General features: G+C 62.6%; 28 protein-coding genes and 1 tRNA gene. 16 read left to right on the top strand and 13 right to left on the bottom strand.

Going from position 1 to position 26951, the window contains the following annotated elements; all coding sequences use genetic code 11:
* Positions 1–56: 56 nt before the first annotated feature.
* Positions 57–944 (bottom strand): N-formylglutamate amidohydrolase, encoded by an 888-nt coding sequence (locus tag JQ641_RS00970; RefSeq protein WP_192740374.1) that lies wholly within the window; start codon positions 942–944, stop codon positions 57–59.
* Between the two features lie 329 nt (positions 945–1273).
* Between JQ641_RS00970 and cpdR the strand changes: the two genes are divergently transcribed.
* Together cpdR and JQ641_RS00960 are read left to right on the top strand one after the other, a co-directional pair.
* Positions 1274–1633: a cell cycle two-component system response regulator CpdR gene (gene cpdR / locus JQ641_RS00965; protein ID WP_074823489.1), complete on the top strand. Its 360-nt coding sequence runs from the start codon at positions 1274–1276 to the stop codon at positions 1631–1633.
* A gap of 130 nt (positions 1634–1763) precedes the next feature.
* A tRNA-Val gene (locus JQ641_RS00960) sits at positions 1764–1838 on the top strand.
* 208 nt (positions 1839–2046) lie between these two features.
* Here JQ641_RS00960 and JQ641_RS00955 read toward each other — a convergent pair.
* The 8 genes from JQ641_RS00955 to JQ641_RS00920 form a co-directional block, all read right to left on the bottom strand.
* On the bottom strand, positions 2047–2352 hold the full coding sequence (locus JQ641_RS00955) for an AzlD family protein (protein ID WP_211993901.1): 306 nt from the start codon (positions 2350–2352) through the stop codon (positions 2047–2049).
* Positions 2345–3061: an AzlC family ABC transporter permease gene (locus JQ641_RS00950; protein ID WP_192740372.1), complete on the bottom strand. Its 717-nt coding sequence runs from the start codon at positions 3059–3061 to the stop codon at positions 2345–2347. The genes JQ641_RS00955 and JQ641_RS00950 overlap by 8 nt, the downstream gene beginning before the upstream one ends.
* A gap of 119 nt (positions 3062–3180) precedes the next feature.
* Positions 3181–3642 carry a hypothetical protein gene (locus JQ641_RS00945; protein WP_211994263.1) on the bottom strand — a complete coding sequence of 154 codons (462 nt, stop codon included), beginning with the start codon at positions 3640–3642 and terminating at the stop codon, positions 3181–3183.
* Positions 3643–3726: 84 nt separating this feature from the next.
* Positions 3727–5439, bottom strand: coding sequence for an FAD-dependent oxidoreductase (locus tag JQ641_RS00940; protein WP_211993900.1), 1713 nt, complete (start codon positions 5437–5439; stop codon positions 3727–3729).
* Positions 5440–5667: 228 nt separating this feature from the next.
* The gene (locus tag JQ641_RS00935) at positions 5668–6423 is read right to left on the bottom strand and encodes a GntR family transcriptional regulator (RefSeq protein ID WP_211993898.1); all 756 of its coding nucleotides are present in this window, start codon (positions 6421–6423) and stop codon (positions 5668–5670) included.
* Entirely contained in the window at positions 6413–7405 is a 993-nt protein-coding gene (locus JQ641_RS00930) for a Gfo/Idh/MocA family protein (RefSeq protein WP_211993895.1), read from the bottom strand. The genes JQ641_RS00935 and JQ641_RS00930 overlap by 11 nt, the downstream gene beginning before the upstream one ends.
* The gene (locus JQ641_RS00925) at positions 7402–8295 is read right to left on the bottom strand and encodes an NAD(P)-dependent oxidoreductase (RefSeq protein WP_211993891.1); all 894 of its coding nucleotides are present in this window, start codon (positions 8293–8295) and stop codon (positions 7402–7404) included. The genes JQ641_RS00930 and JQ641_RS00925 overlap by 4 nt, the downstream gene beginning before the upstream one ends.
* Before the next feature lie 15 nt (positions 8296–8310).
* Positions 8311–9273 carry a Bug family tripartite tricarboxylate transporter substrate binding protein gene (locus JQ641_RS00920; RefSeq protein WP_211993887.1) on the bottom strand — a complete coding sequence of 321 codons (963 nt, stop codon included), beginning with the start codon at positions 9271–9273 and terminating at the stop codon, positions 8311–8313.
* Between JQ641_RS00920 and JQ641_RS00915 the strand changes: the two genes are divergently transcribed.
* Positions 9254–9850, top strand: coding sequence for a carboxymuconolactone decarboxylase family protein (locus tag JQ641_RS00915; protein ID WP_211993885.1), 597 nt, complete (start codon positions 9254–9256; stop codon positions 9848–9850). The genes JQ641_RS00920 and JQ641_RS00915 overlap by 20 nt on opposite strands.
* Before the next feature lie 13 nt (positions 9851–9863).
* Positions 9864–10754, top strand: a complete 891-nt coding sequence (locus JQ641_RS00910; protein ID WP_211993881.1) for an amidohydrolase family protein — start codon at positions 9864–9866, stop codon at positions 10752–10754.
* A gap of 31 nt (positions 10755–10785) precedes the next feature.
* Here JQ641_RS00910 and JQ641_RS00905 read toward each other — a convergent pair whose 3' ends face one another.
* From JQ641_RS00905 to JQ641_RS00895, 3 genes are all read right to left on the bottom strand, one after another.
* Positions 10786–15051, bottom strand: coding sequence for an FG-GAP-like repeat-containing protein (locus JQ641_RS00905; RefSeq protein WP_211993879.1), 4266 nt, complete (start codon positions 15049–15051; stop codon positions 10786–10788).
* A gap of 522 nt (positions 15052–15573) precedes the next feature.
* Positions 15574–15903, bottom strand: coding sequence for a hypothetical protein (locus JQ641_RS00900; RefSeq protein ID WP_249150127.1), 330 nt, complete (start codon positions 15901–15903; stop codon positions 15574–15576).
* 17 nt (positions 15904–15920) lie between these two features.
* Complete coding sequence (locus JQ641_RS00895; RefSeq protein ID WP_211993875.1) at positions 15921–17207, bottom strand: sulfite oxidase; 1287 nt, start codon at positions 17205–17207, stop codon at positions 15921–15923.
* Between the two features lie 243 nt (positions 17208–17450).
* On the opposite strand from JQ641_RS00895, the gene JQ641_RS00890 reads away from it, so the two are divergent.
* The 5 genes from JQ641_RS00890 (at position 17451) to JQ641_RS00870 (ending at position 21663) form a co-directional block, all read left to right on the top strand.
* Positions 17451–18512 (top strand): amidohydrolase family protein, encoded by a 1062-nt coding sequence (locus JQ641_RS00890; RefSeq protein ID WP_211993873.1) that lies wholly within the window; start codon positions 17451–17453, stop codon positions 18510–18512.
* A gap of 21 nt (positions 18513–18533) precedes the next feature.
* On the top strand, positions 18534–19646 hold the full coding sequence (locus JQ641_RS00885) for an amidohydrolase family protein (protein WP_211993871.1): 1113 nt from the start codon (positions 18534–18536) through the stop codon (positions 19644–19646).
* Entirely contained in the window at positions 19646–20092 is a 447-nt protein-coding gene (locus JQ641_RS00880; RefSeq protein ID WP_211993869.1) for a Rieske (2Fe-2S) protein, read from the top strand. The genes JQ641_RS00885 and JQ641_RS00880 overlap by 1 nt, the downstream gene beginning before the upstream one ends.
* A 51-nt stretch (positions 20093–20143) precedes the next feature.
* Positions 20144–21118 (top strand): quinone oxidoreductase family protein, encoded by a 975-nt coding sequence (locus JQ641_RS00875; protein ID WP_211993866.1) that lies wholly within the window; start codon positions 20144–20146, stop codon positions 21116–21118.
* A gap of 227 nt (positions 21119–21345) precedes the next feature.
* The gene (locus JQ641_RS00870) at positions 21346–21663 is read left to right on the top strand and encodes a hypothetical protein (RefSeq protein ID WP_211993864.1); all 318 of its coding nucleotides are present in this window, start codon (positions 21346–21348) and stop codon (positions 21661–21663) included.
* Positions 21664–21761: 98 nt separating this feature from the next.
* On the opposite strand, the gene JQ641_RS00865 is transcribed toward JQ641_RS00870, so the two are convergent.
* Positions 21762–22358: a TetR/AcrR family transcriptional regulator gene (locus JQ641_RS00865; RefSeq protein WP_211993862.1), complete on the bottom strand. Its 597-nt coding sequence runs from the start codon at positions 22356–22358 to the stop codon at positions 21762–21764.
* Positions 22359–22461: 103 nt separating this feature from the next.
* Between JQ641_RS00865 and JQ641_RS00860 the strand changes: the two genes are divergently transcribed.
* From JQ641_RS00860 to JQ641_RS00830, 7 genes are all read left to right on the top strand, one after another.
* A complete protein-coding gene (locus JQ641_RS00860; RefSeq protein ID WP_211993859.1) occupies positions 22462–23157 on the top strand; it encodes a PspA/IM30 family protein in 696 nt (231 codons plus the stop codon).
* Positions 23158–23223: 66 nt separating this feature from the next.
* On the top strand, positions 23224–23499 hold the full coding sequence (locus JQ641_RS00855; protein ID WP_192740356.1) for a YiaA/YiaB family inner membrane protein: 276 nt from the start codon (positions 23224–23226) through the stop codon (positions 23497–23499).
* A gap of 156 nt (positions 23500–23655) precedes the next feature.
* Positions 23656–24096 (top strand): hypothetical protein, encoded by a 441-nt coding sequence (locus JQ641_RS00850; RefSeq protein WP_211993857.1) that lies wholly within the window; start codon positions 23656–23658, stop codon positions 24094–24096.
* Between the two features lie 5 nt (positions 24097–24101).
* Positions 24102–24479: a hypothetical protein gene (locus JQ641_RS00845; RefSeq protein WP_211993856.1), complete on the top strand. Its 378-nt coding sequence runs from the start codon at positions 24102–24104 to the stop codon at positions 24477–24479.
* Between the two features lie 73 nt (positions 24480–24552).
* Positions 24553–24927 (top strand): hypothetical protein, encoded by a 375-nt coding sequence (locus tag JQ641_RS00840; protein WP_211993854.1) that lies wholly within the window; start codon positions 24553–24555, stop codon positions 24925–24927.
* Between the two features lie 179 nt (positions 24928–25106).
* Positions 25107–25382 carry a YiaA/YiaB family inner membrane protein gene (locus JQ641_RS00835; RefSeq protein WP_192740352.1) on the top strand — a complete coding sequence of 92 codons (276 nt, stop codon included), beginning with the start codon at positions 25107–25109 and terminating at the stop codon, positions 25380–25382.
* Positions 25383–25909: 527 nt separating this feature from the next.
* The gene (locus tag JQ641_RS00830) at positions 25910–26947 is read left to right on the top strand and encodes a hypothetical protein (RefSeq protein ID WP_211993851.1); all 1038 of its coding nucleotides are present in this window, start codon (positions 25910–25912) and stop codon (positions 26945–26947) included.
* The last annotated feature ends 4 nt before the right edge of the window (positions 26948–26951 follow it).

Raw genomic sequence — 26951 nt, 5'->3', positions numbered from 1 at the left:
ATGAATTCCGGGCTCGCGCCAAGAGGCGCGCCCCGGAATGACGAAGAGTTCGCAGCCTACTCCGCCGCGGCCTGGAACGGCCCGAGGTCGCCGAGCGGCACGTTGGCCAGCGCGTCGGCCAGAACAGCGAAATCGGCCGCCACCTGCGCAAAGCGCGGTGAGCGCTCGCGGCGGCGTTCATCCATATAGATCGCGCGGTTAAGTTCGAGCTGCACGGTGTGCAGTCCGCTTGCCGGGTTGCCGTAATGCTCGGTGATGAATCCGCCGGCATAGGGCTTGTTGCGGCCGATCGAATAGCCGAGCCCGCTCATGACGTCCTCGACGACGTCGGGCAGCAGGGCGGCGCAGCTGGTCCCGTAGCGGTCGCCGATCACGATATCGGGCCGCCGCGGCTCGTCGCGCGATACGCCGATCGACGGCATCGAGTGGCAATCCACCAGGATCACGGTGCCGAACGCCTGGTGCGCCTTGTTGATCAGCCGCCGCAAGGCGCGGTGGTAGGGCTTGTAGAGCGCCTCGATCCGGCCCAGCGCCTCGTCGACATTGAGCCGTTCGCGGTAAATCTCCTGCCCGTCGCCGACCACGCGCGGGATGGTGCCGAGACCGCCGGCGACCCGCATCGAGCGGGTATTGGCAAAGCTCGGCAGCCGGCCGGTGAACATGCGCGGATCGAGCTCATAGGGCTCGCGGTTCACGTCGACATAGGAGCGCGGAAAATTGACCCGCACCGTCGGAAAGCCGCGATCGCTCAAATCGGCGATCAGTTCGTCCATGAACGAATCCTCGGAGCGGCGCAATGCTGCCAGATCGATCCGGGAGCCGTTGAGGAATTCCAGCGGATAGACCGAGCCGGAATGCGGGGAATTGAAGATGATCGGCGCCCGCCAGCTGGCCGGCTCCACGATCTCGAACGGAGGCGACAGTTCGCCATCAAACTGGGTCATCGTCGGGCGCCGTCCCTTGGATCCGTGCTTCCCAGGCAGTCGATCAATACTCGCGATAGAGCAACCGATTCTGCCGGAAAACCAGAGATTTTATGAGAACGCATTGTCGGTAATCACAATCATTCTGCCAAGTGAAAAAAGCCGCAATGGTGCTGGAACACATCTCAAATGCGGAAAACGCCTGCCTTGATTGATCTCTGGCGCGTTCCGGTACAGAAATAGCGCCGCTCTCCGTGACCTGCACACTGCTGCCTTTCACCCGATCTTTACCGTCTGTCGGGCTTAGTGTGCAGACTGACCCTCCAAGCCGGATTCGACGACAGACCGCCATGCACAAAATCCTCCTCGCCGAAGACGACAACGACATGCGCCGCTTCCTGGTCAAGGCGCTGGAAAACGCCGGATTTCAGGTCTCGCCCCATGATAACGGCCTGTCGGCCTATCAGCGGCTGCGCGAGGAGCCGTTCGAGATGCTGCTGACCGATATCGTGATGCCCGAAATGGACGGCATCGAACTGGCGCGCCGCGCCTCGGAACTCGACCCCGATATCAAGATCATGTTCATCACCGGCTTTGCGGCCGTAGCGCTGAATTCCGATTCGGAAGCCCCGAAAAACGCCAAGGTGCTGGCCAAGCCGGTCCATCTTCGCGAATTGGTCAGCGAAGTGAACAAGATGCTTGCGGCCTGATTCGGGTACCATTTAGCTCGAAATCACACCGGAAATTACCCAGAAGCATCCTTGCGGGGGCGCTTTGGAGCCGATATACGGACCGCACCCAATACGATCAAAGCTGGAGCGGGATGGTCATCCCAATCTAGGGCGCGTAGCTCAGCGGGAGAGCACTACCTTGACATGGTAGGGGTCACAGGTTCGATCCCTGTCGCGCCCACCAGCCTTCGCTCGCTTCGCGAGCTACGGCTGGGCAAGCCGAACTCAATTCTATCGTAGCGAAGTGTGCGAAGGCTGCCTCGCCGAAGCCTCTTGGCGTAGGCGGGCCAGGCAAGCCACGCGGAGACCTTCAGGTCGAAGCGTGTCCGGCGAAGCTTGAGCGTAGCGAAAGCGAAGACGGACTGTCTCCGCAGGCAAGACCGCCCCATCCCTCACATCCCCAAAGTCTTCACCGCCGCCGCCACGGCCGCGCCCACCAGCATGGCGCTGAGCGCGCTGCGGGTGACGGCGGCGACGATCGCGGCCGCCGCGACCGCCATCCAGATCCGCGGCGCCGCGGCCAGCGTTGTCGGAACGACGATCGAAATCAGCACCGATACCGCCATGTATTTGAGGAAGGCCTCGATGCGCGGCGTGATTTTGACGTAAGACATCATCCAGACGCCGCCGACCCGCGTCGCCATCGTGATCAACGTCAGCAGCAGGACGGCGGCAACCGCCGCAACCGTATCAACCATGGCGCCAGGTTCCGACGATCCCGCCGGCCAGCGCGCCCGCGATGATGTGCCAGCCCGGCGGCAGTACATACGTCCCGATCACGGCAACCGCCGCCGCCGCAAGCCAGGGATACAGGTCCTTGGTCCCCTTCCATTGGCCGACGACGACGGCCGCGAAATACGTCACCATGACCGCATCGAAGCCGAAGCGCGTCAGATCGCCGAGAAACGAACCCGCAAGGGCGCCGACCGCGGTGCTGGCGATCCATATCAGCCACATCGCGATGCCGCTGCCGAACAGAATGCCGGCGTCGACTTCTCCCCGCTCGCGGGCGGACATGGCGTAGGCAAAGCTGCCGTCGCTGAGCCCGATCAGCGCCGCCAGCCGCCCCTTGATCGGGATCTGCAGCAGCCACGGCGCGAGCGCCGCGCCGAGGAGAATGTGCCGTGCGTTGACCGCGAGCACCGTGAGCGCCAGCGTCGCCAGCGGCAGCGGCGCGTACCAGAGATCCAGCAGCGCGAATTGCGAGGCGCCCGCATAGATCGCGATGCTCATCAGGATGCTGACTTCCGGCGCGATACCCTTGGCGGAAGCGGCGACGCCAAACGCGATCCCGAACGGGATGATGAACACGGCGATCGGTGCGATTTCAACGCAGCCACGCCACACGCCTTTCGCGGTGAAGCGTGGAATTTGTGCCGGTTCGGTTACCGTCGTTTGCTCCGCCATGCGGCTATTTGAAAGCGAAGCGCTGGTTTGGTCAATCGGGTCGGCGCCTGAGCAGCAGAGGACCTAACGCCAAATCCGTTGTGGCGCACGCCTTGCTCGACAGCGGTCGCTCGCCAATGCTAGTTCGCCAACGTGTGACTTATTCGTGTAACCACGCCATCCCATTGCCGCTTTTCCGCGGCGGGATAATTGATCATGACGCAATTCATGTAACCAGCCGAGCGGTTGCAGCGGTTGTACCAGATCCGGTCGTTGCGGATGCTGGACACCACGAAGAAATTCGGTGTCACCCTTTGATAAATGATGCCGGGCGGCGGATTTTTCTTCGCCAGAAACGCTGCGGGCGAATAGTTCTCGGGATTTGCAACCGACTGGACGGTCAAATCAGCGCGGCGATCGTCGGTGTAGAAACGCCTCCCGGTTCCACCATCCGGCAGTTCGGTGTCGCTGCTGAAAATCGTCACGGGAATTTCGACATTCGTCCCGGTGCTCGGGATGACATATCGCTGCCACTGGATGCTGGCCGCAAGGACCGTCGCCGGCACTAGGCCGATGACAAGGATAGCGAGTAACCGAAACATAGCCACGTCAGAATCTCCGGTTTGATCGACACAATCGCATCGATCCGGATTCGTTCCAAAAGCGACGGCGTTTCGCTCCGGATATTAGCTCAGACCTCCGCCCGCGATGTGTTTCCCCGCGATGTACCCGAACGTCAGCGCCGGCCCCAGCGTAATCCCCGCGCCCGGATAGTTGCCGCCCATGATGCTCGCCATGTCGTTGCCGACGGCATAGAGGCCCGCGATCGGCTGGCCGTCGGCATCGAGCGCTTGCGCATTGGCGTCGGTCCGGATGCCGGCATAGGTGCCGAGATCGCCGATCACCATCTTGATCGCATAGAACGGGCCGTCCTTGATCGGCGCGATGCAGGGGTTGGGGCCGTGCAGCGCATCGCCCTGGTAGCGGTTGTAGGCGCGCGAGCCTTTTCCGAATGCCGGGTCCTGTCCGTCGGCGGCGTTCTTGTTGAACTGCGCGACCGTCGCCTCGAGCCCCTTGGCATCGATGCCGGCCTGCGCGGCGAGCTCGGCCAAGGTCGCGCCGCGCTTGAGATAGCCGGTGCGCAAGTGATGGCCGAGCGGCATCGGAAACGGCGGCACGCAGCCGAGGCCGTATTTGCGCAAGGCGCGATGATCGCACAGCAGGAACGCCGCGATCTCCTCGCCGGGTTTTGCGACCTTCATCATGGCCTGCACGAAGTCGTGGTAGGAATTGCCTTCATTGGCAAAGCGCACGCCTTCGCGTGTCACCGCGATCACGCCGGGCTTGGCGCGGTCGATGAAATGCGGCATCACGCCCTTGCTGCCGTCCTTGCGCGTGGTGATCGAGACCGGCACCCAGGCTGCGGCGTTGGGCAGTGAATCCTCGGCGCGGCCGCCGGCGGATTCCGCCAGCCGCAAGCCGTCGCCGGTGTTGCCGGTCGGGCCGGGCGAATAATGCTCGTTGCCGGTAGGGGCGTGCGGGAACATCGCCTTGCGTCGCGACACATCATGCGGAAAGCCGCCGCAGGCGAGGATGACGCCGCGCTTTGCATCGATGCGAATCTTGCGCCCGTCGCGCTCGACGATGGCGCCGCGCACCGCGCCGCTATCGCTGATCAACTCGCGCACCGGTGACGACAGCCATAACGGGATCTTCAGGTCGAACGCCGATTTGGCGAGGCGTCCGGCCAGCGCATTGCCGTTGGTGAGGTTCATGCCGCGGCCATGACGCAGCACGTCGACGAGATGCTTCGAGAGCCGCTTGGCGACGAACAGCGCCGAGGTCAGCGACTTGGTCGCGCGCATGAAGTGGACGATCTCCTTGCCGGAGCCCAGCATCATGCCGAACACGGTGAGTTCGGGCAGGGGAGCGCCGATATCCTTGAGGTGCTCGCCGAGTTCTCGTCCGTCGAACGGCCGCGTCACCATCGAGCGGCCGCCCTGCGTGCCGCCGGGGGCCTCGGCGTGATAATCCGGAAAGGTCAGCGGCATGTCGAAACGCACCGCGGTCTTTGTGGTGAAAAAATCCACCGCCTCGGGCCCGGAGGTCAGAAACGCATCGACGCGGGCGGCATCGTAGGAATTGGCCGCCTCATGCCGCAGATAGGTCCGCGCCTGCTCGGGGCTTTCGACGATGCCCCAGTTGCGCGCCAGCGAGGTGCCGGGAATCCACAGCCAACCGCCGGACCGCGCGGTGGTGCCGCCAAAGCGCGGCTCCTTCTCGACCACCAGCACCTTGAGCCCCTGATGCCCCGCGGTGACCGCCGCCGACAGGCCGGCACAACCCGAGCCCACCACCAGCACGTCGCATTGATACGTTTCTTGTTCGTTGCCCGCCACGCGATCTCCCCGTGATCCAATTTTGGAAACTTAAGCAAGTTTCGGCGCCGCTGTCTTCACCTCGCCCCGCTTGCGGGGAGAGGTCGACGCGCATAGCGCGGCGGGTGAGGGGGTACAGGTCCATCGATAGACCATAGGTGGCGGAGAGAGCCCCTCACCCCAACCCTCTAAGAGCGAGCTTCGCTCGTCTCGACCCCGTAAAGAACGGGGAGAGGGAGGAGAGCAACCCTACACCTTCGGCCGCAGCGAGCGCTGCATGTCCATGGTGTACGTGTACCGTCCCTCCGGATGCGTGGTGACGGTGACCTCGAACAGTTCCTCGCGCAGCCCGTAATAACGCCGCACCATCGTCAGCGCGGGTGAGCCGGCCTTGACCCCGAGCGCCTTTGCCAGTTTCGCCGGCATGCCACGCGCGAACACCTCAAGTTGCGCGTATTCGATGGTCTCGCCGAACATCTTTGCGATCTGCTCATGCACGGGGCTGCGGCCATGATCGCGCCGTTTCACCACGCCGGCGAATTTCCGCAGCACATAGATTTCGACCCATCCCAGCGGATCCGCAAATTCATCGGAGCGGCGGATCGCCTCGATCAGGAACCAGTGTTTGCCGGGCTCGCATTTCAGCAGGGCGGCGAGGTTGCGGTCGGCGACAACATCGCTGGAGCCCACCACCTGGCGATAGGTCTCGTTGGAATATCGCAGCCATTCATTGAGCGATTTGACGCTGTGCGTGAACAATACCGGCGGCTCGGCCGCGATCACCACCGAGCCGAGCCCGGCCCGCCGCACAATCAGGCCCTGTTCGGTGACGATCCGCAGCGCCTCGCGCACGGTCTGGCGGCTGGCGCCAAAGCGCGCCATCAATTCGGTCTCGGTCGGCAGCAGTTCGCCGACCGGCGTCGAGCCGAGCCGGATTTCCTTCTGCAGCTCGGCGGCGATGTCGCGATAGCGCGCCGATTTGCGTGGTTCTTTCTTAGCGGCCATGGTGACCGGCATTTTCTTGAAGACATTGCACGGGCAGGCCGGATTTCATCGACTGCAACGCCGCCTCGAACGCCGACAAGGTCGCCAGCACCTCGGCTTCCCGCACCGGGAATGCACCCTTGTTCTCGATCGCGCTGGCAAAGGCGTCGAGCTCGGCGCGCAGCACGTCGGTAGCTGGATAGGTGAGCCGTTGCGGCGCAGCGCCGCTCTTTCGCAGGATCATGGTCCCTTCATCCAGCACCTCGGCGGAGCCGTCCGTTCCGAACAGGTGTATGCGCCAGTAGAACGGCGTTGCGCGCACGGTGGCAAGGGTGCCGGTGACGCCATTGACAAAATCCAGCGCCACGACCGCCGTATCGAGCGGCGGTGGGCCGGTCTCGCGCTGACGCAGCCGGGCATAGACCCGTTCCACCGGTCCCTGCATGCTGACGAAGGCGTCGAGCACATGCAGGCCTGCGCCGGTGAAGCCGCCGCCGGGCGATTCCTCCGGCGATAGCCGCCATCCGCTGGTGATTTTCTGCGAGTTTTCGTTGCTGTTGTGGCCTTCGACGTGGAGGATGGTCCCGAGCTGGCCGCTCGCCAGCGTTTCGTGCAGGGCGCGGATCGATGGCCAGAACCGCCGGTTGTGGCCGACGGCCAGCATGACCCCGGCCTCGCGGCAGGCGCCGAACATCCGCGCGGCGTCGGCATGCGTCAGCGCCAGCGGCTTCTCGCAAAAAACCTGCTTTCCCGCGTGGGCGCAGGCGATCACCTGCGCCGGATGCAGCGAATGCGGCGTCGCCAGCAGGACCGCGCCGATCGTGTCATCGGCCAGGACCGCATCGAGATCGGCGGTCAGTTCGAGATCGTGCTGGCTGCAAAACTGCTGCGCCGCCATGTCAGGCTCGACGGCGCGGACGATTTTCAGCTGCGGATGGCCGCTGGCGGCTTCGACCAGATTGCGGCCCCAGCGGCCGAGACCGGCAATGGCGGCACGGATCATCGCAACACCTCGGCTAGGGCCGATGGCCGCCGGATCGCCTCGATGACCGCGGCGCTGTCGCGCTCCGGGCCCTCAAGCGCGATCGTGGCGCGCAGAAGTTCGGCCTGGATGGTGGTGAGGGGCAGATGCATGCCGCATCGCCCGGCTTCCTCGATGATCAATTCGGCATCCTTCAAAGTCTGCGCGATATGTGACTGTGGCCGATAGTCCCGCGTCAACATCTTCTCGCCCTTGGCGCCCATCACACGGGAATAGGCGGCCGATTGCCGCGCCGCCGCCAGGAACGTGTGTCCGTCGAGACCCAGGCGTTCGGCGAACGCGATTCCCTCGGCCAGGGCCGCGCGGTTGTTCTGCAGGATGAGGTTGATCGCGAGTTTGGCCCGGCTGGCATCGCCGATCGCGCCGATGCGGAGGCTGCGCGGGCAGAGAATCTTCAAAAGTCCGCCGGTGTGGTCGATGACGCCGTCGTCGCCGGCCAGCAGCGCCGTGGCGGTGCCGTCGAGCACCTCGGTGCTGGTGCCGGATATCGGCGCCTCCACCAGCGGCAGCCTGGCGTCCGATGCGCGCGCGGCAATCCGGACGATCTCGCGGGGGCCGCAGGTCGTGGTGCAGATCACGACCGGCCGCGCGGCGCCGGCGCCATCGTCGATGTCATCGAACAATGCCGCGACCTGTTCGCCGCTATAGACGGCGACGATGATCGTTCGAGAGCGCCCGGCGAGTTCACGCACCGAATTCGCGACCATGCCGCCACTGGCGTTGAACATTTTGCATCTGACCGGGTCGATATCGAACCCGACCAGCGGGATCTTTGCGTCGATCAGCCGCGCCGACAGCGCCATTCCCATCAGGCCGAGGCCGACGATCCCGACCGGCGCGTCCGTTGTCATGCTGTCATCCCGTGCCTATTTGGCTTCGATGCCGGCGGCCTTGGCATCCGCCGTCCATCGCGTGATTTCGCTGGCGATGAATGCGCCAAATTCGGCCGGCGGCATCGGGGCAACGACCATGCCGAGGCTCGCAAGCCGTTCGCGCACCGCCGGCGTCGACAGGATTTTCTGGGTTGCGGTGTAGAGCCGGTTGACGACCGGCTCCGGCGTCTTCGCAGGCGCCAGCAGCCCGTACCAGATCGTCGCCTCGAAGCCCGGCATGGCATCGGCGAGCGGAGGCAGGTCCGGCGTCAGTTCGTTCCGCTTCGGCGACGTCACACCGATGCCGCGCAGCGTGCCGCCCTGCATTTGCGGGATCGCGACCGAGAAATCCGCAAAGGCCAGATCGATCACGCCCGAGATCACGTCGGTGACCGCCAGCGGCACGCCGCGATACGACGCCGAGAGGATCGTCATGCCGCCCCGGCTCTGCAGTTGCGCGTTCGATATCTGCGAGGCGCCGGACCCGTAGCCCGCGGTCAGGTTCGGACGGCTCCTGGCGTATTCCATGAACTCTTTGAGATCCCTGGCCGGGAAGTCCGGCTTCACCAGCAGCACCATCGCTGTCGTGATGGTGCGGATGACAGGTGCAAAATCTTTTGCCGGATCGTAGGGCAGGCTTTTGAACATCGCGACGTTGCTGGCCTGGGTGGTGTTGGTTCCCATCAGCAGGGTGTAACCGTCAGGCGTGCTGCGCGCGACTTCCTGCGCGCCGAGACTGCCGAGCGCGCCGCTGCGGTTCTCGATCACGACCGTCTGCCCAAGATCTTCCTGCAGGCGCTGGCCGATCAGGCGTGCGACCTGGTCGGGTCCGGCGCCGGCGGGAAACGGCACGATGATCTTGATCTGCCGCGTCGGATAGTCGTCGGCGGCGCTGGCCTGCGGTCCCGACAGTCCGAGCAGGACCAGACCGGCGAGAATGCGTAAGCGCAGCTTCATCCTGTTTCCTCCAGCCATCATCGGCGAAATCTCTTTACGAATTTCTGTGCTGGATTTATACGGACAAATAGATATGGTGCAAGAGACGGTGGCTGAAAATGGCTATTTATACGGATCTATCCGTTCGCGAAATAACCGTATAAATCGGGCCAAATTGCCAACGCGGCGTGGGGAGTTCGAATTGGACACCAGTGAACTGTACGCCCGAGGCCTGCGCCGGCGCAAAAAGCTGTTCGGCGAGGCCGATGTCGCCGAGCGCATGTCTGCAGCAGGCGAATTCGGCGCGCCGCTGCAGAACATCATCAATGCCTATGTCTATGGCGACGTCTGGGAGCGGCCGGCGCTCTCCGACGACGTCCGCAGCCTGGTGATGCTCGGCATGATGGCTGCGAGCAACAAGCCCGCCGAGTTCCGCGTCCACGCCAAGGGGGCGCTGGCGAACGGCTGCACGGCGGCGCAGGTGCAGGACGTCCTGCTTATGGTGGCGATGTATTGCGGCGTGCCGGCCGCGATCGAGCCTACGCGCATCGCCGCCGAAGTTTTCGGCGAGATCGCCGATCCCGCCACGAAGCCATAAGTAGATTCCGTCGATGAAATCCGTTCCAACCGTCGACGCGCACCATCATGTCTGGCGCCTGAATGATCTGCCCTGGCTGTCCGGGCCGCCCGTGCCGCGCATCTTTGGACCTTACAAGCCGATCTGCCGCGACTACTCGATCTACGAATACCGCAGCGACATCATGGACTGCGAGATCGTCAAATCGATCTATGTCCAGACCAACTGGCCGGCGGGGCGGAGCTACGACGAGGCGCGGTGGGTTCAGTCGATTGCGGATACGGCGGGCTGGCCGCACGCCAATGTCGCCCATGCCGATCTCGCCGATCCCGACGCCGGCACGCTGCTCAAGCGTCTGGCCGCATTGCCGGCGACACGGGGCATCCGGCAGCAGCTGCATTGGCATGAGAACGCACAATATCGCTTCGCGCCGCGCGCGGACGTCATGAACGATGCGGACTGGCGCCGTGGGCTCGCGATGCTGGCCGATCACGGTCTGTTGTTCGAACTGCAGATCTTCGCTTCCCAGATGATGGATGGCGCGAAGCTGGCGCGGTCGTTCCCGGACATCGTGTTCGTGCTGGAACATGCCGGTATGCTGGAAGATATGTCGGTGTCGGGTTGGCAGCTTTGGCGCGACGGCATGGCCGCGTTGGCGCAATGCCCGAATGTCAACGTCAAGCTCTCCGGGCTCGGCACCTTCGTTCACGCCTGCCGCGCCGAATTGATCGGTCCGATCGTGGCTGAAACCGTCGCGATGTTCGGCGCGGATCGCTGCTTCTACGGCAGCAATTTTCCGATCGAAAAGCTCTGGACCGATTACGGCACGCTGTACCGCACCTTCCGGAACGCCATCGCGCATCTCAGTGATGCCGAACAGGCCGCCATCCTGCATGACACCGCGAGCCGGCTGTACCGGATCTGACGTGAGGTATCACGCTGGTTTTGTGTGACGTTTAGAGCAAGAAGTCGGTCTGCGTAACTGTTGCGGCGTTGCCGATGCCAACCAACCGGATCGTCTGGCCTGGGTCGCCGTCGATCGTGACGAGCGTATCAGCCCCGACGTCGGCAATGGTGACTCTGGTGGTAAAATCGCCGCCCGCTATCCCGAATGCCGAAATGTCGAGGAGATCCTGCCCGCCTTTCGGGTCGGCGTCGAAAGCAGTGATGCTGTCGTTTCCGAAGCCGGCTGCAAATATGAAGTTGTCGCTGCCGCCGGCGCCGTCCATCGTGTCGTTGCCCGCTCCGCCGATAATGCGGTCGGCGCCGCCGCCGGCGTTGATATTGTCATTGCCGTCGCCGCCCTCGATCACGTTCGCGTCGCCGGTGCCGGTGATCTGGTCGTTTCCCTGGCTGCCGATCACATTTTCGATGCCGTTTAACGCATCACTGCCGATCTGGGCGCTCGTTGCGTTGCCGCCGGTGACGGTAGCCGCAGCCGTGGTGCCGGACAGGTCGATCGTATCCACACCGTTGCCGCCGAAGTAACTGTCATTGCCGTCGCCAATGGTCGCGACAAAGCGATCGTTTCCGTTGCCTCCCCTGATCGTATTGCTCAGGGCATTGCCCGTCCCGACAAAGTTCCCGGCTCCGGTAAAGGTCAGGTTCTCGAGGTTGGCCACGCTGCCCAGCGAGAACGAATTGAGCGTCGTCTCGATTGTATCTGTGCCCTGGCCCACGGCTTCGGTCACCGTGTCGCCAAGACTGTCGACGACGTAGGTGTCGTTTTCAGTCCCTCCGGTCATGGCGTCATTGCCTGTGCCGCCATTAAGCGTGTCGTTGCCGGCCCCGCCATTGAGCACATCGTTGCCAGCCAGACCGCTCAGCGTATCGTTGCCGCCCAGCCCGTTGATGACATCCTCCTCGCCCGCTCCCGTCCGGGTGTCTGCTTTGCTGGTGCCATTGATGGTGAGCCCGGGTACATTCTGGATTGTGACGGCAATCGCCTGCGTGTCAGTGCCGCCGTTGTCGTCCGAGACCTGGACGGTCACGTCGTAGACGTTGTCGGCACCGGCATCGGCCTTGACCTCAAAGTCCGGGGCGTTTTCGAAGGCGAGCGCGCCCGTGGTCGAATTGATCGTGAACTTGAGGGCGTCCGCGCCGCCGGTGATTGAATAGCTCAACGACGCCGGCGCCGTATCCGGATCGGTGGCCTCCACCGTCGTCACCGCGGTGGCGTTCTCCAAGATGCTTACCGCCGCCGTGTCGCCGCCGCCGTTCGACGTGATGGTCGGCGCCTCGTTCTCATTCTCATTCTCATCGGTCACGGTGACCGATATGGCCTGTGTGTCGAGGCCGCCGTTGCCGTCCGAGACCTCCACGGTCACGTCATAGACATTGTTGGTGCCGTCGTCGGCTGGAGCCTCGAAGTCGGGCGCCGTGACGAAGGCGAGCGCGCCGGTCTCCGTGTCGATCGCGAACAGCTCGGCATCAGCGCCGCCAGCGATTGAGTAGCTCAGAGTTTGGCCAGCATCCGGATCGGTTGCGACAACCGTCGTCACCGCGGTGGTATTTTCGGGTATCGAGATTGTTGCAGAGATTGCATCTGGCGCTGCTGCGCCATCCTGATAGCCCTGCTGGACCTCGGCTTGCGACAACGCGCGGTGATGGATTGCCACACCGTCAAGCTGGCCATCGAAGTAAAGAGCTCCCTCGGCCTGCCCGATTGTCAGCGGCGCGGCGACATCCGGGATGACCAATGTCTCGTTGGCCGAGCCGACAAGTTGCCCGTCGACATAAAACTGGTAGGTCGATCCAGACTTGGTGAGAGCGAACGCGTACCACTGTCCGGTTGCCGGCTCAAATGGTGCAGAAATAGAGACACTCCCTCCGAGGGATGGGTTGACGAAGTGAAAGTCAATGCTGCTCCCGTTAAAATTCAAGAGCCACTTGTTCGTTGTTCCACCACCTTCGTCTTGCGCTATGGGGGCGTCACCATTGAGGCCGCCGCCGGGGATGGAGTTAAAATTGACCCAGAACTCGATGGTGAAGTCGCCGCTTCCCAAATTCCAATCGGGTGAATCGGGCACGCTGACATAATCCGACGAACCGTTGAATTGCAGGGCGTTACCCGTCACTCCCGGCACGTGAGTGGCGCCAAAAATTGTTCCGTCGTGCTCGCCTTGCTGATCGTGCGCGATCGAACCGCCAGTCTCATCGAAGGGGTAGAAGACAGCCAACTCACCGTCGTTGGAGGTGATGGTCGGGGCCTCATTCTCATCTGTCACGGTGACCGCGATTGCTTGCGTATCTGTGCCGCCGTTGCCATCCGAGACCTCCACGGTCACGTCATAGACATTGTTGGGACCGTCGTCGGCTGGAGCCTCGAAGTCAGGCGCCGTGACGAAGGCGAGCGCGCCGGTCTCCGTGTCGATCGTGAACAGCGCGTCATCAGCGCCGCCAACGATTGAATAGCTCAGAGTTTGGCCAGCATCGGGGTCGGTCGCCGTTACCGTCGTTACCGCGGTGGTATTTTCGGATATCGAGATTGTTGCAGAGATTGCATCTGGCGTCGTTGCGCCATCCTGATAGCCCTGCTGGACCTCGGCTGGCGACAACGCGCGGTGATGAATTGCCACACCGTCAAGCTGGCCATCGAAGTAAAAAGCTTCCTCGGCCCGCCCGATCATCAGCGGCGCGGCGACATCCGGGATGGCCAATGTCGCTTCGGCCGAGCCGACAAGTTGCCCGTCGACATAAAACTGGTAGGACGATCCAGACTTGGTGAGAGCGAACGCGTACCACTGTCCGGGTGTGGGCTCAAACGGGGCGGCAATAAAGAAGAGCTCTCCGCTGGTTGTGTTGACGTGGAAGCCGATCCCCCCGGAAAAGACTTCGAAGAACCATTTATTCCGTGATCCGCCACCTTCATCTTGCCCTATCGGGACACCCCCTAAGCCGCCTCCCTGGCCACCATCGGGGACGGAATTGAAGTTGGCCCAGAACTCGATGGTGAACTCGCTTCCCAAATTCCAATCGGGTGAATCGGGCACGCTGACATAATCCGACGATCCATTGAATTGCAGGGCGTTACCTGTCACTCCCGGCACGTGAGTGGCGCCGATAATCGTCCCATCGTGCTCGCCCTGCTGGTCGTGCGCGATCGAACCGCCCGTTTCATCGAAGGGGTAGAAGACAGCCAACTCACCGTCGTTGGAGGTGATAACTGGAGCGTTGTTGGGTGTTGTTGTTGTATTCAGCAGAACTGAAACGCTGCCACTGAAAACATTGGAAGCAGCTATATCTTGCTTGCCATCTCCGTTAAAATCCCCACTCGTGAGAGATTGGGGGCTAGAGCCGACGTCAAAATGAAGCGGCGCGGCAAACGTACCGTCCCCTAAGCCGAGCAGTGCCGCGATCTTATTATTGCCAATGGTTGCGGCAGCCACATCAAGCTTGCCATCATCGTTAAAATCGGCCACTTCGATAGCAAAAGGCTCTGGCCCCGTCGTAAAGGCCGTGGCCGCCCCAAAGCTGCCATTGCCATTTCCAAGCAGTACCGACACGTTATCATAGACGGCATTGGCTGTTAGTAGGTCAAGCTTGCCATCCCCATTAACATCGGCGGTAGTGATACGATATGGATTGTATGGGCCTGTAGCGAAATTAATTGGTGGGCTGAAGGTGCCATCACCATTTCCGATCAGCACCGATAGGTAGTTGGCCCCACTGCTCGAAACGGCGAGGTCAAGCTCCCCGTCACCATTAAAGTCGCCGTTGGTAACATCACTCGGACCTTGTCCTACCGCGATGTCCAAGGCCGGACCAAATGTACCATTACCGTTGCCGAGCAACACAGATACGTTGTTCGAGCCTACGTTTGCTACCGCAAGGTCGAGCATGGCATCAGAATTGAAGTCCCCAACGGTTAAACCAAAAGGGCCCGACCCTGCCGCGAAGTTCGTCGCTGCCCCAAAAGTGCCATCGCCGTTTCCAAGTAATACTGAAACATTCTGGGAACTGTTGTTCGTGACCGCTATGTCAAGCGCCCCGTCATTGTCAAAGTCACCCAGTTTTACCATCCTGCTGCCCGATCCAGTCGAATAGTTCGTGGGTGCCAGAAAGGTGCCATTGACGGTCCCGAGCAGCACTGAAACAAACCCGCCGCTCCGGTCCGCAACGACCAGGTCAAGGACACCGTCGGAGTTCAGGTCTCCATTGGTGATGAATTGCGGCTGAGGTCCAACGGCATAGTCGGTGTGTGTGGCAAACGTTATCGCCATTTGACTTCTCCCTTTGAGACCATGCGAGGCGAGTAGTGCCCGCACTCAAGATCCAATTTGCCATCTCCCTTGAGGTCAGCGATGGCAGCGAGAAGGGGGCCGGTCACGTAGTGGTTGCTGAAAGGTGCTGTTGCCGTTCTCCCCCAGACTGCACAAAGTTGGCAGGGCTCGGCCTATCTGCTCGTCACAGAACTGGGCTCACGCGTACAAACGCGCGTCCGGTTGGCTTTCAGAAAGGCGGAAGTCTTGAAAGAGCCTGCCGATGGCACCAACGCTGCCACTTGGAAGAAACGGAGAGTTCGGTACGTCGCCGTTTTACGGACAGCAGATGGCAAGTAATGCTTGCCTGCGGCGCCTAACCTACGCTCATGCCGTTTTTTCCCTCTACTGCGCAGCGGAGGTACCTCGGATGATCCGGAGCCGCGAGCGCAAGGAACCGGCCCCGGTTCTGATGTCGGGAACCTCTATTGTCCGGTTCAAATGAAGAACCAGCGCCGCCGCCGCTGTGCGAACCGCGTCGCCTCACTTGGCAAACGGGTTCTGCCAGCCGCCGCGACCCGCCGGCGGCCGCGGCGGATAGGCAGCTTCGAGATAGCCCAGCACCACGGCGCGATCCTTGTCGTCGAGTGGCGGCATGTTGTGACGCCTGATCATCAGGTTGATCGAATCGTCCCACTGCGCGCGCGTCAAACCTTGCTGGGCCACGAGCTTGAAGCCATGGCAGGCGGTGCAGGCATAGAAGGTCTCGTCGCGGCCGGCCCCGGCGGCAAATTCCTCCGGGCTTTCGTCACGCGGCGTGAAGGCGGTCTGGGCGATCGCCGGCGTCATCGACAGCAGTGTGGCGACCGCCATTCCCAAAGCTCGCAGCATCAGCCCACCAGCACCGCGATCCGGTGCATGGCGTTGCCGCCATAGCCCTGCGGATTCCAGAAACCGGCCTGGTGCGGCTGCATCGTTCCCTTTGAATCGGTCGCGCGGGTCCAGATTTCGAAATAGCCGTCGGAAGCCAGCTTCACGCTCGCGGTCCAGCGCTGCCAGTCATATTTGTTCTTCGGCTTTTCCAGTTTCGCCCGCTGCCAGCTCGCCCCGAAATCGGTCGAGACGTCGATCTGCTTGACCGTGAGATCGCCGGCCCATGACGCGCCGCGCAGTTTCAGCTCCTTCGTCCCGGCGGCGAACTTGGCGCCGTTCGCCGGGCTGGTGATGACAGAGCGAGCCGGCATCGATTCCAGGATCCGGAAATTCGCCGGGTCGCCCTTGTCGCCCGGGATCATCGGCTTGATCGGAACGCGATAGGAAAATTCGGTCATGCCCGGCCCGTCATGTTCCTTGTCGCGGATGGTGATGCGCGTCAGCCATTTTTGCGATGCCGAGCCGGGCCAGCCCGGCACGATCAGGCGCACCGGCCCGCCATGGATGTTCGGCAGCGGCTGGCCGTTCATGGCCCATACGATCAGCGTGTTGGGATCCATCGCTTTTTCGATCCGAACGCCGCGCGAGATGGTCGGCTTGGTTGCGTCACCGGACAGATGCAAATCGGCGGCATAATGCGCGGTGTATTTTGCGCTTGGCTTCAGCCCTGCGCTCTTGAGCACATCGGCAAGCGGCACGCCGGTCCATTCGGCGCAGCCGACCCCGCCATTGCTCCACTGGTTGCCGCGCGCCGGCGGCGAGAACGCCCCGCGGCCGTTGCCGCCGCACTCCAGCACGATGCGCCGCGTCACTGCCTTGTATTTCGATTTCAACTCGCCGAGCGTGATCTCGATCTTGTTGTTGACCTCGCCGTCGATGGTGATTTTCCAGGCGTCGGGATTCTTCGTTTCTTCGGGCAGCTGTCCGTTGTTGCGGATGAAGAATTTTTCGATCGGCGTGGTGTCGTCGTCGAGCAGGCTCTCCGGCGTCTCCGCCACCAGCGGCTTGTCGCCGAGCAGGACGAGCTTTTCATTCTTGCCGGGGAATTTCAGATATTGCGGCCCCTTCGGCGCGGCCGCTGCGGGCGCGGCGCCTTGTGCATAGGCGGCGGGAATGCCGGCGCCGCCGCCGGAAATGCCGAGGGTGATGCCGAAGGCAGCAAGACCCGTGCTCCCCAGGAATCTGCGCCGGTCGATCTGCATGCTGTTCTCGCTACTGGCGGCCTTCCGCTCCGTATGCGTCATAACGTTTCTCCCCCGGTCCTTGTTTCTTGCGGGTTCAGGTGGAATCTTTCCCGGCCCGCTTGATGCGAGTATTTGCGCTTTGCCGCCGTGCCGCAAGCCGCGGATTTCGCTCGCTATGCGTCCATCCAAGGTCTGCCACCCGGTCGGTTTCCACGCTCGACCCTTGCGCTGCCGGGGCATCGGCGGCACATTTGCGGCGCGGCGGAACGGTCGCCAATAACGAGATATTCCAGGGAAACGCGCATGAGCGCCACGCGGATCGACTGCGACATCCATCCCGCGGTGGGCGGAACCCGCACCACGCTGCTGCCCTATCTCGACGATCACTGGAAAGAGCAGGTCGTCAGCCGCGCCATCGACGGCCTCGATCTCAATTCCTATCCGCCGAGCATGCCGCTGTCCGGCCGCGCCGACTGGCGCCCCGCGATGGGCAAGCCGGGCAGTGATTTGGCGATGGTGCAGCGCGGTGCGTTCGACCAGCTCGGCGCCAGCCACGCGATCTGCAACGTGCTCTACGGCGCGCAGGCGGTGTTCGATCCCTATATGGCGGCAGACTTCTGCAAGGCGATCAACGACTGGATATCGGCCGAATGGCTGGCAAAGGATCCGCGTTTGAGCGCCTCGATCGTGGTGCCGATGCAGGCGCCGGATCTCGCTGTCGAGGAAATCGAACGCAGGGCCGCCGACAATCGTTTTGTCTCCGTGCTGGTGCTGGCGCAGGGCGATCAGCTGCTCGGCAAGCGGCACTTCTGGCCGGTGTACCAGGCCGCCGAGAAACACAAGCTCCCGATCGCGATCCATGCCGGCAGCCAGTATCGCGGCGCGCCGAGTTCGGTCGGCTGGCCGTCCTACCGCTACGAATTTTATTTGATGGAGGCGCAGGCGTTTCAGGCCCAGATACTGAGCCTGGTCTATGAGGGCGTGTTCGGCAAATTCCCCGGCCTCAAAGTGGTGCTGATGGAATCAGGCGTCAGCTGGCTGCCCGCCTTCATGTGGCGCGCCAACAAGACCTGGCGCGGCGTGCGCGTCGAGGTGCCCTGGGTCGAGCGCGAACCGGCCGCGATCATCCGCGATCATTTTCGCGTCACCATGCAGCCGTTCGATGGCCCGCCGGATGCGGCTGGTGTTGCCGATATCATCGAACAGATCGGTTCCGACAAGATGTTCCTGTTTGCGTCCGATTATCCGCACTGGCAGTTCGACGGCGATGACGCGATGCCGCCGCATCTGCCGGCCAGCATCGTGCAGCGTATGTGCGCCGACAATCCGCTTGAGACGTTTCCGCGGCTGAAGCTTGCGGCTTAACATTCTACCAAGGAGGATCGCATGAGTGATGTCATCGACCGCCCGATTCTTGAACAGGAAGTCGCCGCCAAGAGCCGGCTGCGGATCATCGATTGCGACGTGCATCCGAGCATTCATGCGCATAGCGACCTCGACCAGTTCATGACGAAGCGCTGGCAACAGCATTTCAGGGAGTATGGCAGCCATCTTCGCACGCCCTACATCGGCACCACGCCCTATCCGCGCTCTTCGCCCTTGATCGCGCGGCGTGACGCGTGGCCGCCGACCGGCGGGCCTCCGGGTTCCGATCTTGCCTTCATGCAGAAGCAGCACCTCGATCCCCTCGATGTCGAGTACGGCATTTTGCAGGTGCTCGACCTCTTCATCTTCTCGCAGCAGAATCTCGAATTCGGCGCCGCGATCCAGCGCGCCATCAACGACTGGCAGCTCGCCTTCTGGTCGGATCGCGATCCGCGCCTGAAGGCCTCGATCCTCGCCGGACAGGACGACACCGCGCTCGCCATCGCCGAGATCGAACGCTGCGCCAAGACCGGCCGCTATGTGCAGATCAACGTCTGCCCGCGCGCCAACGAACCGCTGGGGCGGCGGCGTTACTGGCCGATCTATGAGCGCGCCCAGGAGCTCGGCCTGCCGCTCGGCATTCACGTCGGCGGCTATGGCGGGCACGCGCCGACCGGTGGCGGCTGGCCGTCTTATTATGCCGAGGAGCACCAGAGCAACGCGCATACCATGGCGTCGATGCTCTGCAGCCTCGTGCTCGAAGGAATCCCTGAACGTTTCCCGAACCTGAAGATCGTGTTCATCGAAGGCGGCTTCGGCTGGATCCCGCCCGCCATGTGGCGGATGGACCGGCATTTCGAGACCTTCCGCAGCGAGGTGCCGCACCTGAAGCGCAAGCCGTCGGAATATGTGAAGGAGCATTTCTGGTTCACGACGCAGCCGATCGACGAGCCGGACGAGGCAAAACATCTGCGCTCGCTGATCGAATGGGTCGGTGTCGATCGCCTGCTGTTCTCGTCGGATTACCCGCATTGGGATTTTGACGATCCGCGCTTCGCGTTCAGGACCCCGCTGTCGGAGATCGAGCGGCAGAAGATTTTCTCGAGCAATGCGCGCGGGGTGTACAAACTATAATGACCCGGCACATCGTCGCCCGCACGTCAGACATCCCGCCCGGCGGCAACAAGGTTTTCGGCGTCGAAGGCCGCGATATCGTCGTGTTCCACGTCAATGGCGAGTTCTTCGCGTTGCTCAATCGCTGTCCGCATGCCGGTGCGCCGCTGGAAAAGGCGGCGTGCGTGGCGCGCTTGACCTCGCCGGAGCCGGGCGTCTATCGGCGCTCGCGGGTCGGCGAACTGCTGCGTTGCGCCTGGCACGGCTGGGAATTCGACATGCGCAACGGCCAATCATATTTCGATCCGAAGCGCTTCAAGATCCGCTCCTATCCGGTCGCGATCGAAAGCGGCGAAGCACTTGTCGAAGATCTTGCCAAAGGTCTTGAAGACCTCGAGAAGGGCCCTTACGTGGCCGAGACGTTCGCGGTCCATGTCGAGGACAGCTACGTCATCATCGAGACCTGAACCGCCGCAACATTTTTCTCTTTTCATCCCACCCGAAGGAAGAAGCATCCCATGACGCACGCCATTCGTTTTCATAAGACCGGCGGTCCCGAGGTCCTTAGCTGGGAGGAAGTCCAGGTAGGCAAGCCCGGCCCCGGCGAGGCGCGCATCCGCCACACCGCGGTTGGTTTGAACTTCGTCGACATCTACAACCGCTCGGGGGTCTATCCCCAGCAACTGCCGAGCGGGCTCGGCAGCGAGGGCGCCGGCGTGGTCGAGGAAGTAGGTCCCGGCGTCACCGACCTGAAGCCCGGTGATCGCGTCGCCTATGGCGCCTCGCCGCTTGGCGCCTATTCCGAGGCGCGGCTGATTCCGGCCGATCGCCTGCTGAAGCTGCCCGACGGCATCGATGACAAGACCGCGGCCGCGATGATGCTGAAGGGTCTGACCACGCAATATTTGATCCGCCAGACCTATCGCGTCAAATCCGGCGATACCATCCTGCTGCATGCCGCCGCCGGCGGCGTCGGCCTGATCCTCGGCCAGTGGGCCAAGCATCTCGGCGCCACCGTGATCGGCACCGTCGGCAGTGAGGAGAAGGCGAAGCTCGCGCAAGCCCATGGTTGCGCCCACACGATCATTTACACCAAGGAGGATTTCGTAAAACGGGTCGACGAAATCACCGGCGGCGCCAAGGTGCCCGTGGTGTATGATTCCGTCGGCAAGGACACGTTCCTGAAATCGCTCGATTGCCTGGCGCCGCTCGGCGTCGCCGCGCTGTTCGGCGCGGCCTCCGGTCCGGTCGAACCGCTCAACCTCGGCCTGCTGGCTGCGAAGGGATCGCTCTACGTCACCCGCCCGACGCTGTTCACCTACGCCGCCAAGCGCGAGAATCTCGTGGCGATGGCGAACGAATTGTTCGAGGTGGTGAAATCAGGCGCGGTCAAGATCGAGGTGCACCAGACCTATCCGCTAAAGGACGCGGCCAAGGCCCATGCCGATCTCGCCGCGCGCAAGACCACGGGGTCTACGGTTCTGACGGTGTGACGAACATGTAGGGTGGGCAAAGGCGCCCTTGCGCCGTGCCCACCATTCTAGCCCGATCGTGTAATGGTGGGCACGCGGAGCCTGTCATCGGGCGCGCATTCGCGCGACCCGGTGGCTTTGCCCACCCTACGGGTCGATACAATTTTACTAAAATCCGACTCCACCTCCGCAACGCCCTTCAACGCCTCCCGTGTATCTCTGGCTTACGAGAAACTCAGGGGGCTGAGATGGCGGATTTCTGGATCGTCGGTGGTTTGATGGCGGGGGCGTTCGTCTCGCCGTTCTACTTTTTGGTGATGCGGTGGCTCACCAGATCGCAGCGCGCCACTTTCTTTGCCCTGATCGGCGCGCTGTTGCTGGTGATTTCGGCCCAGATCTACAACAGCTCGATCGCGGGCCATGATTTGCCGCTGGCTGATATCCTGGCGAAGTTGTCGTTTCTGGCGCTGACGATGGGCTGGTTCGTGTGCGGCCTGTTCCATGCGCTCGCCTCCCTTGGACTTGCGTGGGCGCCGCAGGCGATGCCGGCTGCATTGCGAGGCTAGAGCGTTTTCGAGCGAAGTGGATACCGGTTCGCGTCAAGAAAACGCGTCAAACTAAGAATCCAGAGCCCCGTTCCGATTTGATCGGAACGGATATGGCTCTAGGTCAGCCCCTTCACCATCGCCCGCACGATCACCGCGATCTCCGCGCGCAGCGCCTCGACCGGCACCGCGATCAGCTTCTGTTCGAGGCCGAGCAGCACCATGCCGTGCACGGCCGAGAAAAGACTGCGCGCCGTGACGCCGAGTTCGCCTGGAGATCGTGACGGCAGCAGTGCCGCGAGCGGCTGGAAGATGTGACGAAACAGGTCCATCTGCTCGCTGACCGCCCATTCCGGAATCGGTTTACCCGGCGTCATGCGGTGTTCGAACAGTGCGCGCCAGAGTTCGAGATTTTCGGCGGCGAAGTCGCAATAGGCGACCGCAATGCGCACCAGCGTTTCGGCCGGTGAGGGGGGACCTGCGCTTTCGGCCTCGCTCAGGGCGGCGTCGAGCCGTCGCAGCGTACGCGATCCCACCAGCAGGACCAGTTCGTCCATATCGTCGACCAGATTATACACCGCCCCGTTGGCGCAGCCGATCTCCCGCGCCAGTTCCCGCGTCTTCAGGGCCCCCAAACCGCCCGTGGAAATGCTCCGTTCCGCCGCCAGGATCAAATCCTTGCGTAATTTAGCTCGTCTTTCCAGTGCCTTAGACATTTCTCTCATTTTTCTTGAGCGATGCTCAAAATAGTTCTTGAGCAATGCTCAAGATGTGCTACAACTAATTCATGAGCAATGCTCATAACACAGGGAGCTGCAAATGTTCAAAACTGTTTTGACGCTTTTCCGGGGCAGCGTGGCTGCGGCGGGAGAAGAACTGGAAGACCGCTCGGCGCTTCTGATCCTCGACCAGCAGATGCGCGACGCCGCCGCGGCGGTCGAGCGTTCCAAGCGGACGCTGGCGCTGGCGATCGCAGGCGATCAGCAGGAGGGCCGCCGGCTCGACGCCACCAACGCCCGGATCGCCGATCTCGAAGTGCGCACCACCGCGGCGCTTGATGCCGGCCGGGAAGATCTCGCCCGCGAGGCCGCGCAGGCCATCGCCAACCTCGAAGCCGACCGCGACGCCGCGATGACCGCGCGCACGCTGTTCGCGTCCGAGATCACGCGGATGAAGCGCCAGGTCGCCGGTGCGGAGTCCCGGATCACCGAACTCGACCGCGGTCGCCGCATCGCCCGTGCTTCGGAAGCGGTCCGCGCCATGCGCCGCGGCGGGGTGGAGGCGACGCGCCCTTACGAATCCACGCTGCCGGAAGCCGAGCGGACACTGAAGCGTCTGCGCGAAAGGCAGATGGAAGCCCAGGCCGCCGACGAAGCCCTGATCGAACTCGATGCCGCCTCAGGACCGCTGGCGACCGCCGAGAAGCTCGCCGAACAGGGCTTTGGCCCGCGACTGAAAACCACCGCCGACGACGTGCTCGCGCGGCTGAACGCCAAGCGCACGCAGACGACCTGAACTTACTTTGTGAAGCAAGCCTTCGATTGATACCCAACCTCAAACGTCCACACACAGGAGATTATCATGAACCAGAATGTCCAACCCCACAGCAATGCCTGGGTCACCTTCACCTATGTTTCGTTCGCCGCCTCCGTCTTCATGGTCGCCGTCGGCCTGTTTTATCTGCCGATCGATCTCTGGATGAAGGGCTATCTCACGATGGGCATCATCATGATGGTCCAGTGCTGCGTCACCCTGACCAAGACCGTCCGTGACATGCACGAAAGCGGCAAGCTGGTGAACCGCATCGAAGATGCGAAAGCCGAGCGCCTGCTGATGGAAGTTTCGAAGGCCGCGTAAACCTGTGGCGCGTGCTGGCGAAGGCGGGCGGCGGGTGTTTCGGCATCCGCCGTCCGTTTCTCCGGGGGCGCGCCCCGGCCCATCAACGATCGCGTTGGAGCGCAATCCCGCGCGAACTCCAATTTACCTGGCAAGAGAAAGGTGAGGACGATGCATATGTCTTCCGAAAATCCTCTCGATGATGAATTTGGCGGCGTACCGGCATGGGGTCCGCCCTCGCTGCGACGGGCGCTGGTGTTCCTGTTGCTGGGCCCGATCCTCGGCGTTCTCGTCGCCTTGTCACCCGACGTTGCGAGCGGGGGACTTAACGCCTGGCTCGTGCTCATCGCCAAGCAGGTGTTTGTCATCGCCCTGCTGGTCTCGGCAATCACCGGACTCGTCGACGGCATCCTGTCCCGCTCCTTGTCGATCTTCTTGCGGGCGCCCCTGACCGGGCTCGTCGGCGCGGTGGCCGCCGTTGGTCTGCCGGCCGCCTTGCTCGGACCGCTGCCGCAGGAGATGTCGATGGCGCTTGCGATCGGCGGCGCATTCTGCATGGGCGTGTGCTCGGTGCTGTCGCACGAATATGGCCGTAGCCAAGTGGCAATGAGGGACTGACTTCAATGAATCGAGCGCTCGTGTTCGCATTGCTGGGTCCGGTATTTGGGGTTCTCGCTGCGTGGTCGATAGTTACCGTCGCGATCGGGGCGCACTTCGATTCCTACGGCGTTCCGATCGTGTTTTTCTTCACCCTGATCGTATGTGCGATCGTCGGACCCGTTGATGGAGTTCTGGCCTATGTCGTGCCTATTTGGCTGAGGGTTCCCATGACTACCATGGTCGGTGCGGCCGTTGCCGTCGGGCTCTATTTGTGGGTCCATCTCGGGAACACGACGGTGCCGCCGTCGCTGCATCGGTTGTTTCCGATCGCAATGATCGGCGCACTCAGCATGGGCGTGTGCTCGCTGCTGTCTCACGATTATCGCGGCTCCAGGGCTTGATCCGGGAGCGATCCCGATCAACGATTGCAGAGCCAGACTTTGACGAGGGCTGATTTCAATGAATCGAACGCTGGTGTTCCTGCTGCTGGGTCCGTTATCGGTCGTCCTTGCGACCTGGGTCGCGGTTGGAATGCCCTTTGAAAGCTTTGTCCTCTTCTTCGCGGTGCTGTTGTTTCTTGTCACCTTTCCGGTTTCGGCGATCGTGGGCGTCCTTGACGGGCAACTGGCCCGCGCGATCCCGCTTCTGCTGAGGGCGCCCTTGACGGCGCTGGTCGGCGCGACGGCGGCCATGGTGCTGCCGCGCGCCCTGCTTGGACCGATGCCGCAGGATATGTCGGTGCAGTTAGGCCTCGGCGGCGCATTCTGCATGGGCCTGTGCTCGTTGCTTGCGCACGACTATAACGCCCAAAAAACCCGGCCCGACGATATCAGCAGTTCCCGATCATGAGTCATTTGCAATGGCCGCTCAATGTATCGTTTACCTTTGTGCAACCTGAGGGTGCTTGAGTCATATCTCCTTAACTGGCGCGGGCGCAGAAATCCGACGGCGGATAAGTTCCGCAACGGGGTTCACGTCAGCGGGCCGGGACCGGTCATTCACTTCAGCCGCATCAGCAGGATCGAGCCATGAACCAGAATGTCCAGCATCACAGCAACGCGTGGGTCACCTTCACCTACGTCTCGTTCGCGGCCTCGGCCTTCATGGTCGCCGTCGGCGTCTACTTCCTGCCCGTCGATCTCTGGATCAAGGGCTATCTCACGATGGGCATCCTGATGCTCGTGCAGTGCTGCGTCACCCTGACCAAGACCGTGCGCGACATGCACGAGAGCGACCGGATGGTGAACCGTCTCGAGGACGCCAAGGCCGAGCGCCTGCTGATGGAAGTTTCCAAATCAACGTAATCGGTCCGCGTTACCTGAGCGCCGTGGCTGGCGAAGGCAGACGGCGGGTGCTTCGGCATCCGCCGTTTGTCTGTCCGGCGATCGTCGCAATTGGCTTAGGGGTTTAGGCCTTGATCTGGCTAACGAGAAAGCTTGGCTGGCTTGTGTTTGTCCTTGGATCGCTAGCAACATTGTGGGCGGCGCTCGGAGCTCTAAGCCAGTTCGTGTACTGGTTTATGACAGGCAGTTGGACGCCCATTGCAATGCGTGTCCTCTGGAAGGGGCATCCGGACCCACAATCTGATTGGGTCGCACTTCAAATCGTCCTCGATTTTTACTCCGGCTTTCCGCTCCTGCTCGCAACGGCCTGTATTGGCGTTTCTCTCGCTAGTCTTGGGCTTAAGGTATCTCGCGACTAGTCACACTGTCCCCGCCACTTTCACGTCGCCGTTCAAACATCTTTTACCCTTTCGCAACCCTGACCGGCCGAACTCATGGCTCCTTAACAGGCGCCGCGCACAAGTCTTGCCTGTATAATGGCAGGTGTCATGGCGTCTTCTGGGAGCGGCAATTCGGCGATCCGTCATGGCCTCGGGCAGATCAGCTCCGCGGCCGGGCGCCTGCGCAGCTATGGCGCGTTCTGGCTAAAAGCGTTCTCGCAGGAAACCATCGATCTCACCTTGCGCACCCATACCGGCCTGCAGACGCGGATCGTCGAAAGCCCGGGGCTTTCACTGGCGCAGCCAGACCTCGACGCACTGGTTGCGGATTTGCGCACCGTCGCCGGCAAGACCCTGCCGGCCGGCAGCCTCACCTACGGCATCTTCTCCGGGAAACGCGAACGTCTGTCGCGCGCTATCGTCACGCTGATCCGTGAGGAAGCCACCGGCCGCCCGATCGCCTTCAACGCGCTGTCGGTGATGTCCGTCGAGCTCGACGGCGAGGAGCAAGAGGTCACCCATCTCGGCCTCGTGATGGTCGATCCTGACGTGCAGGGGCAGGGGCTGTCCTGGGTGCTGTACGGCCTGACCACGCTGGTGCTGTTCGCCCGCGACGGCTTTCGTCCCAAATGGATCTCGAACGTCACGCAGGTGCCTTCCGTGTTCGGCATGGTCTGCGACACGTTTTCGGATGTCTACCCCTCGGCCGATGCCGGCGCACGGCAGAGCTTCGCCCATCTGCAACTGGCGCGCGGCATCATGCGGCACCATCGCGCGGTGTTCGGCGTCGGCGACGACGCCGGTTTCGACGAGGGGCGTTTCGTCATCACCGACGCCTATACCGGCGGGTCGGACGCGCTGAAGAAAACCTGGGACGCCGCGCCAAAGCATCGCGACGAGCAATACAACGCGTTCTGCCTGCGCGAGCTCGACTACGCCAGGGGCGACGATGTGCTGCAGCTCGGCCGCGTCGATCTCGCCGGGGCGCGGCGCTATCTGCAGCGCGAGGTGCCGGCCGGCTCGATGCCGGCGCTGCTGGCGGCCTCCGCCGTGCTGGCGCTGCAACGGCTGGTGCTGCCTGTGATGCACTGGATGGACGATACGCGCGCGTTCGGCACCTTGCGGCCGCGAGGGAGTGGCCGATGAGCCC

Origin of the sequence: Bradyrhizobium sp. JYMT SZCCT0180, assembly GCF_018130165.1 — a bacterium.
GTDB lineage: Bacteria > Pseudomonadota > Alphaproteobacteria > Rhizobiales > Xanthobacteraceae > Bradyrhizobium.
The sequence above is the reverse complement of the archived record's forward strand: the minus strand, read 5'-3'. Positions and strand labels throughout refer to the sequence as shown.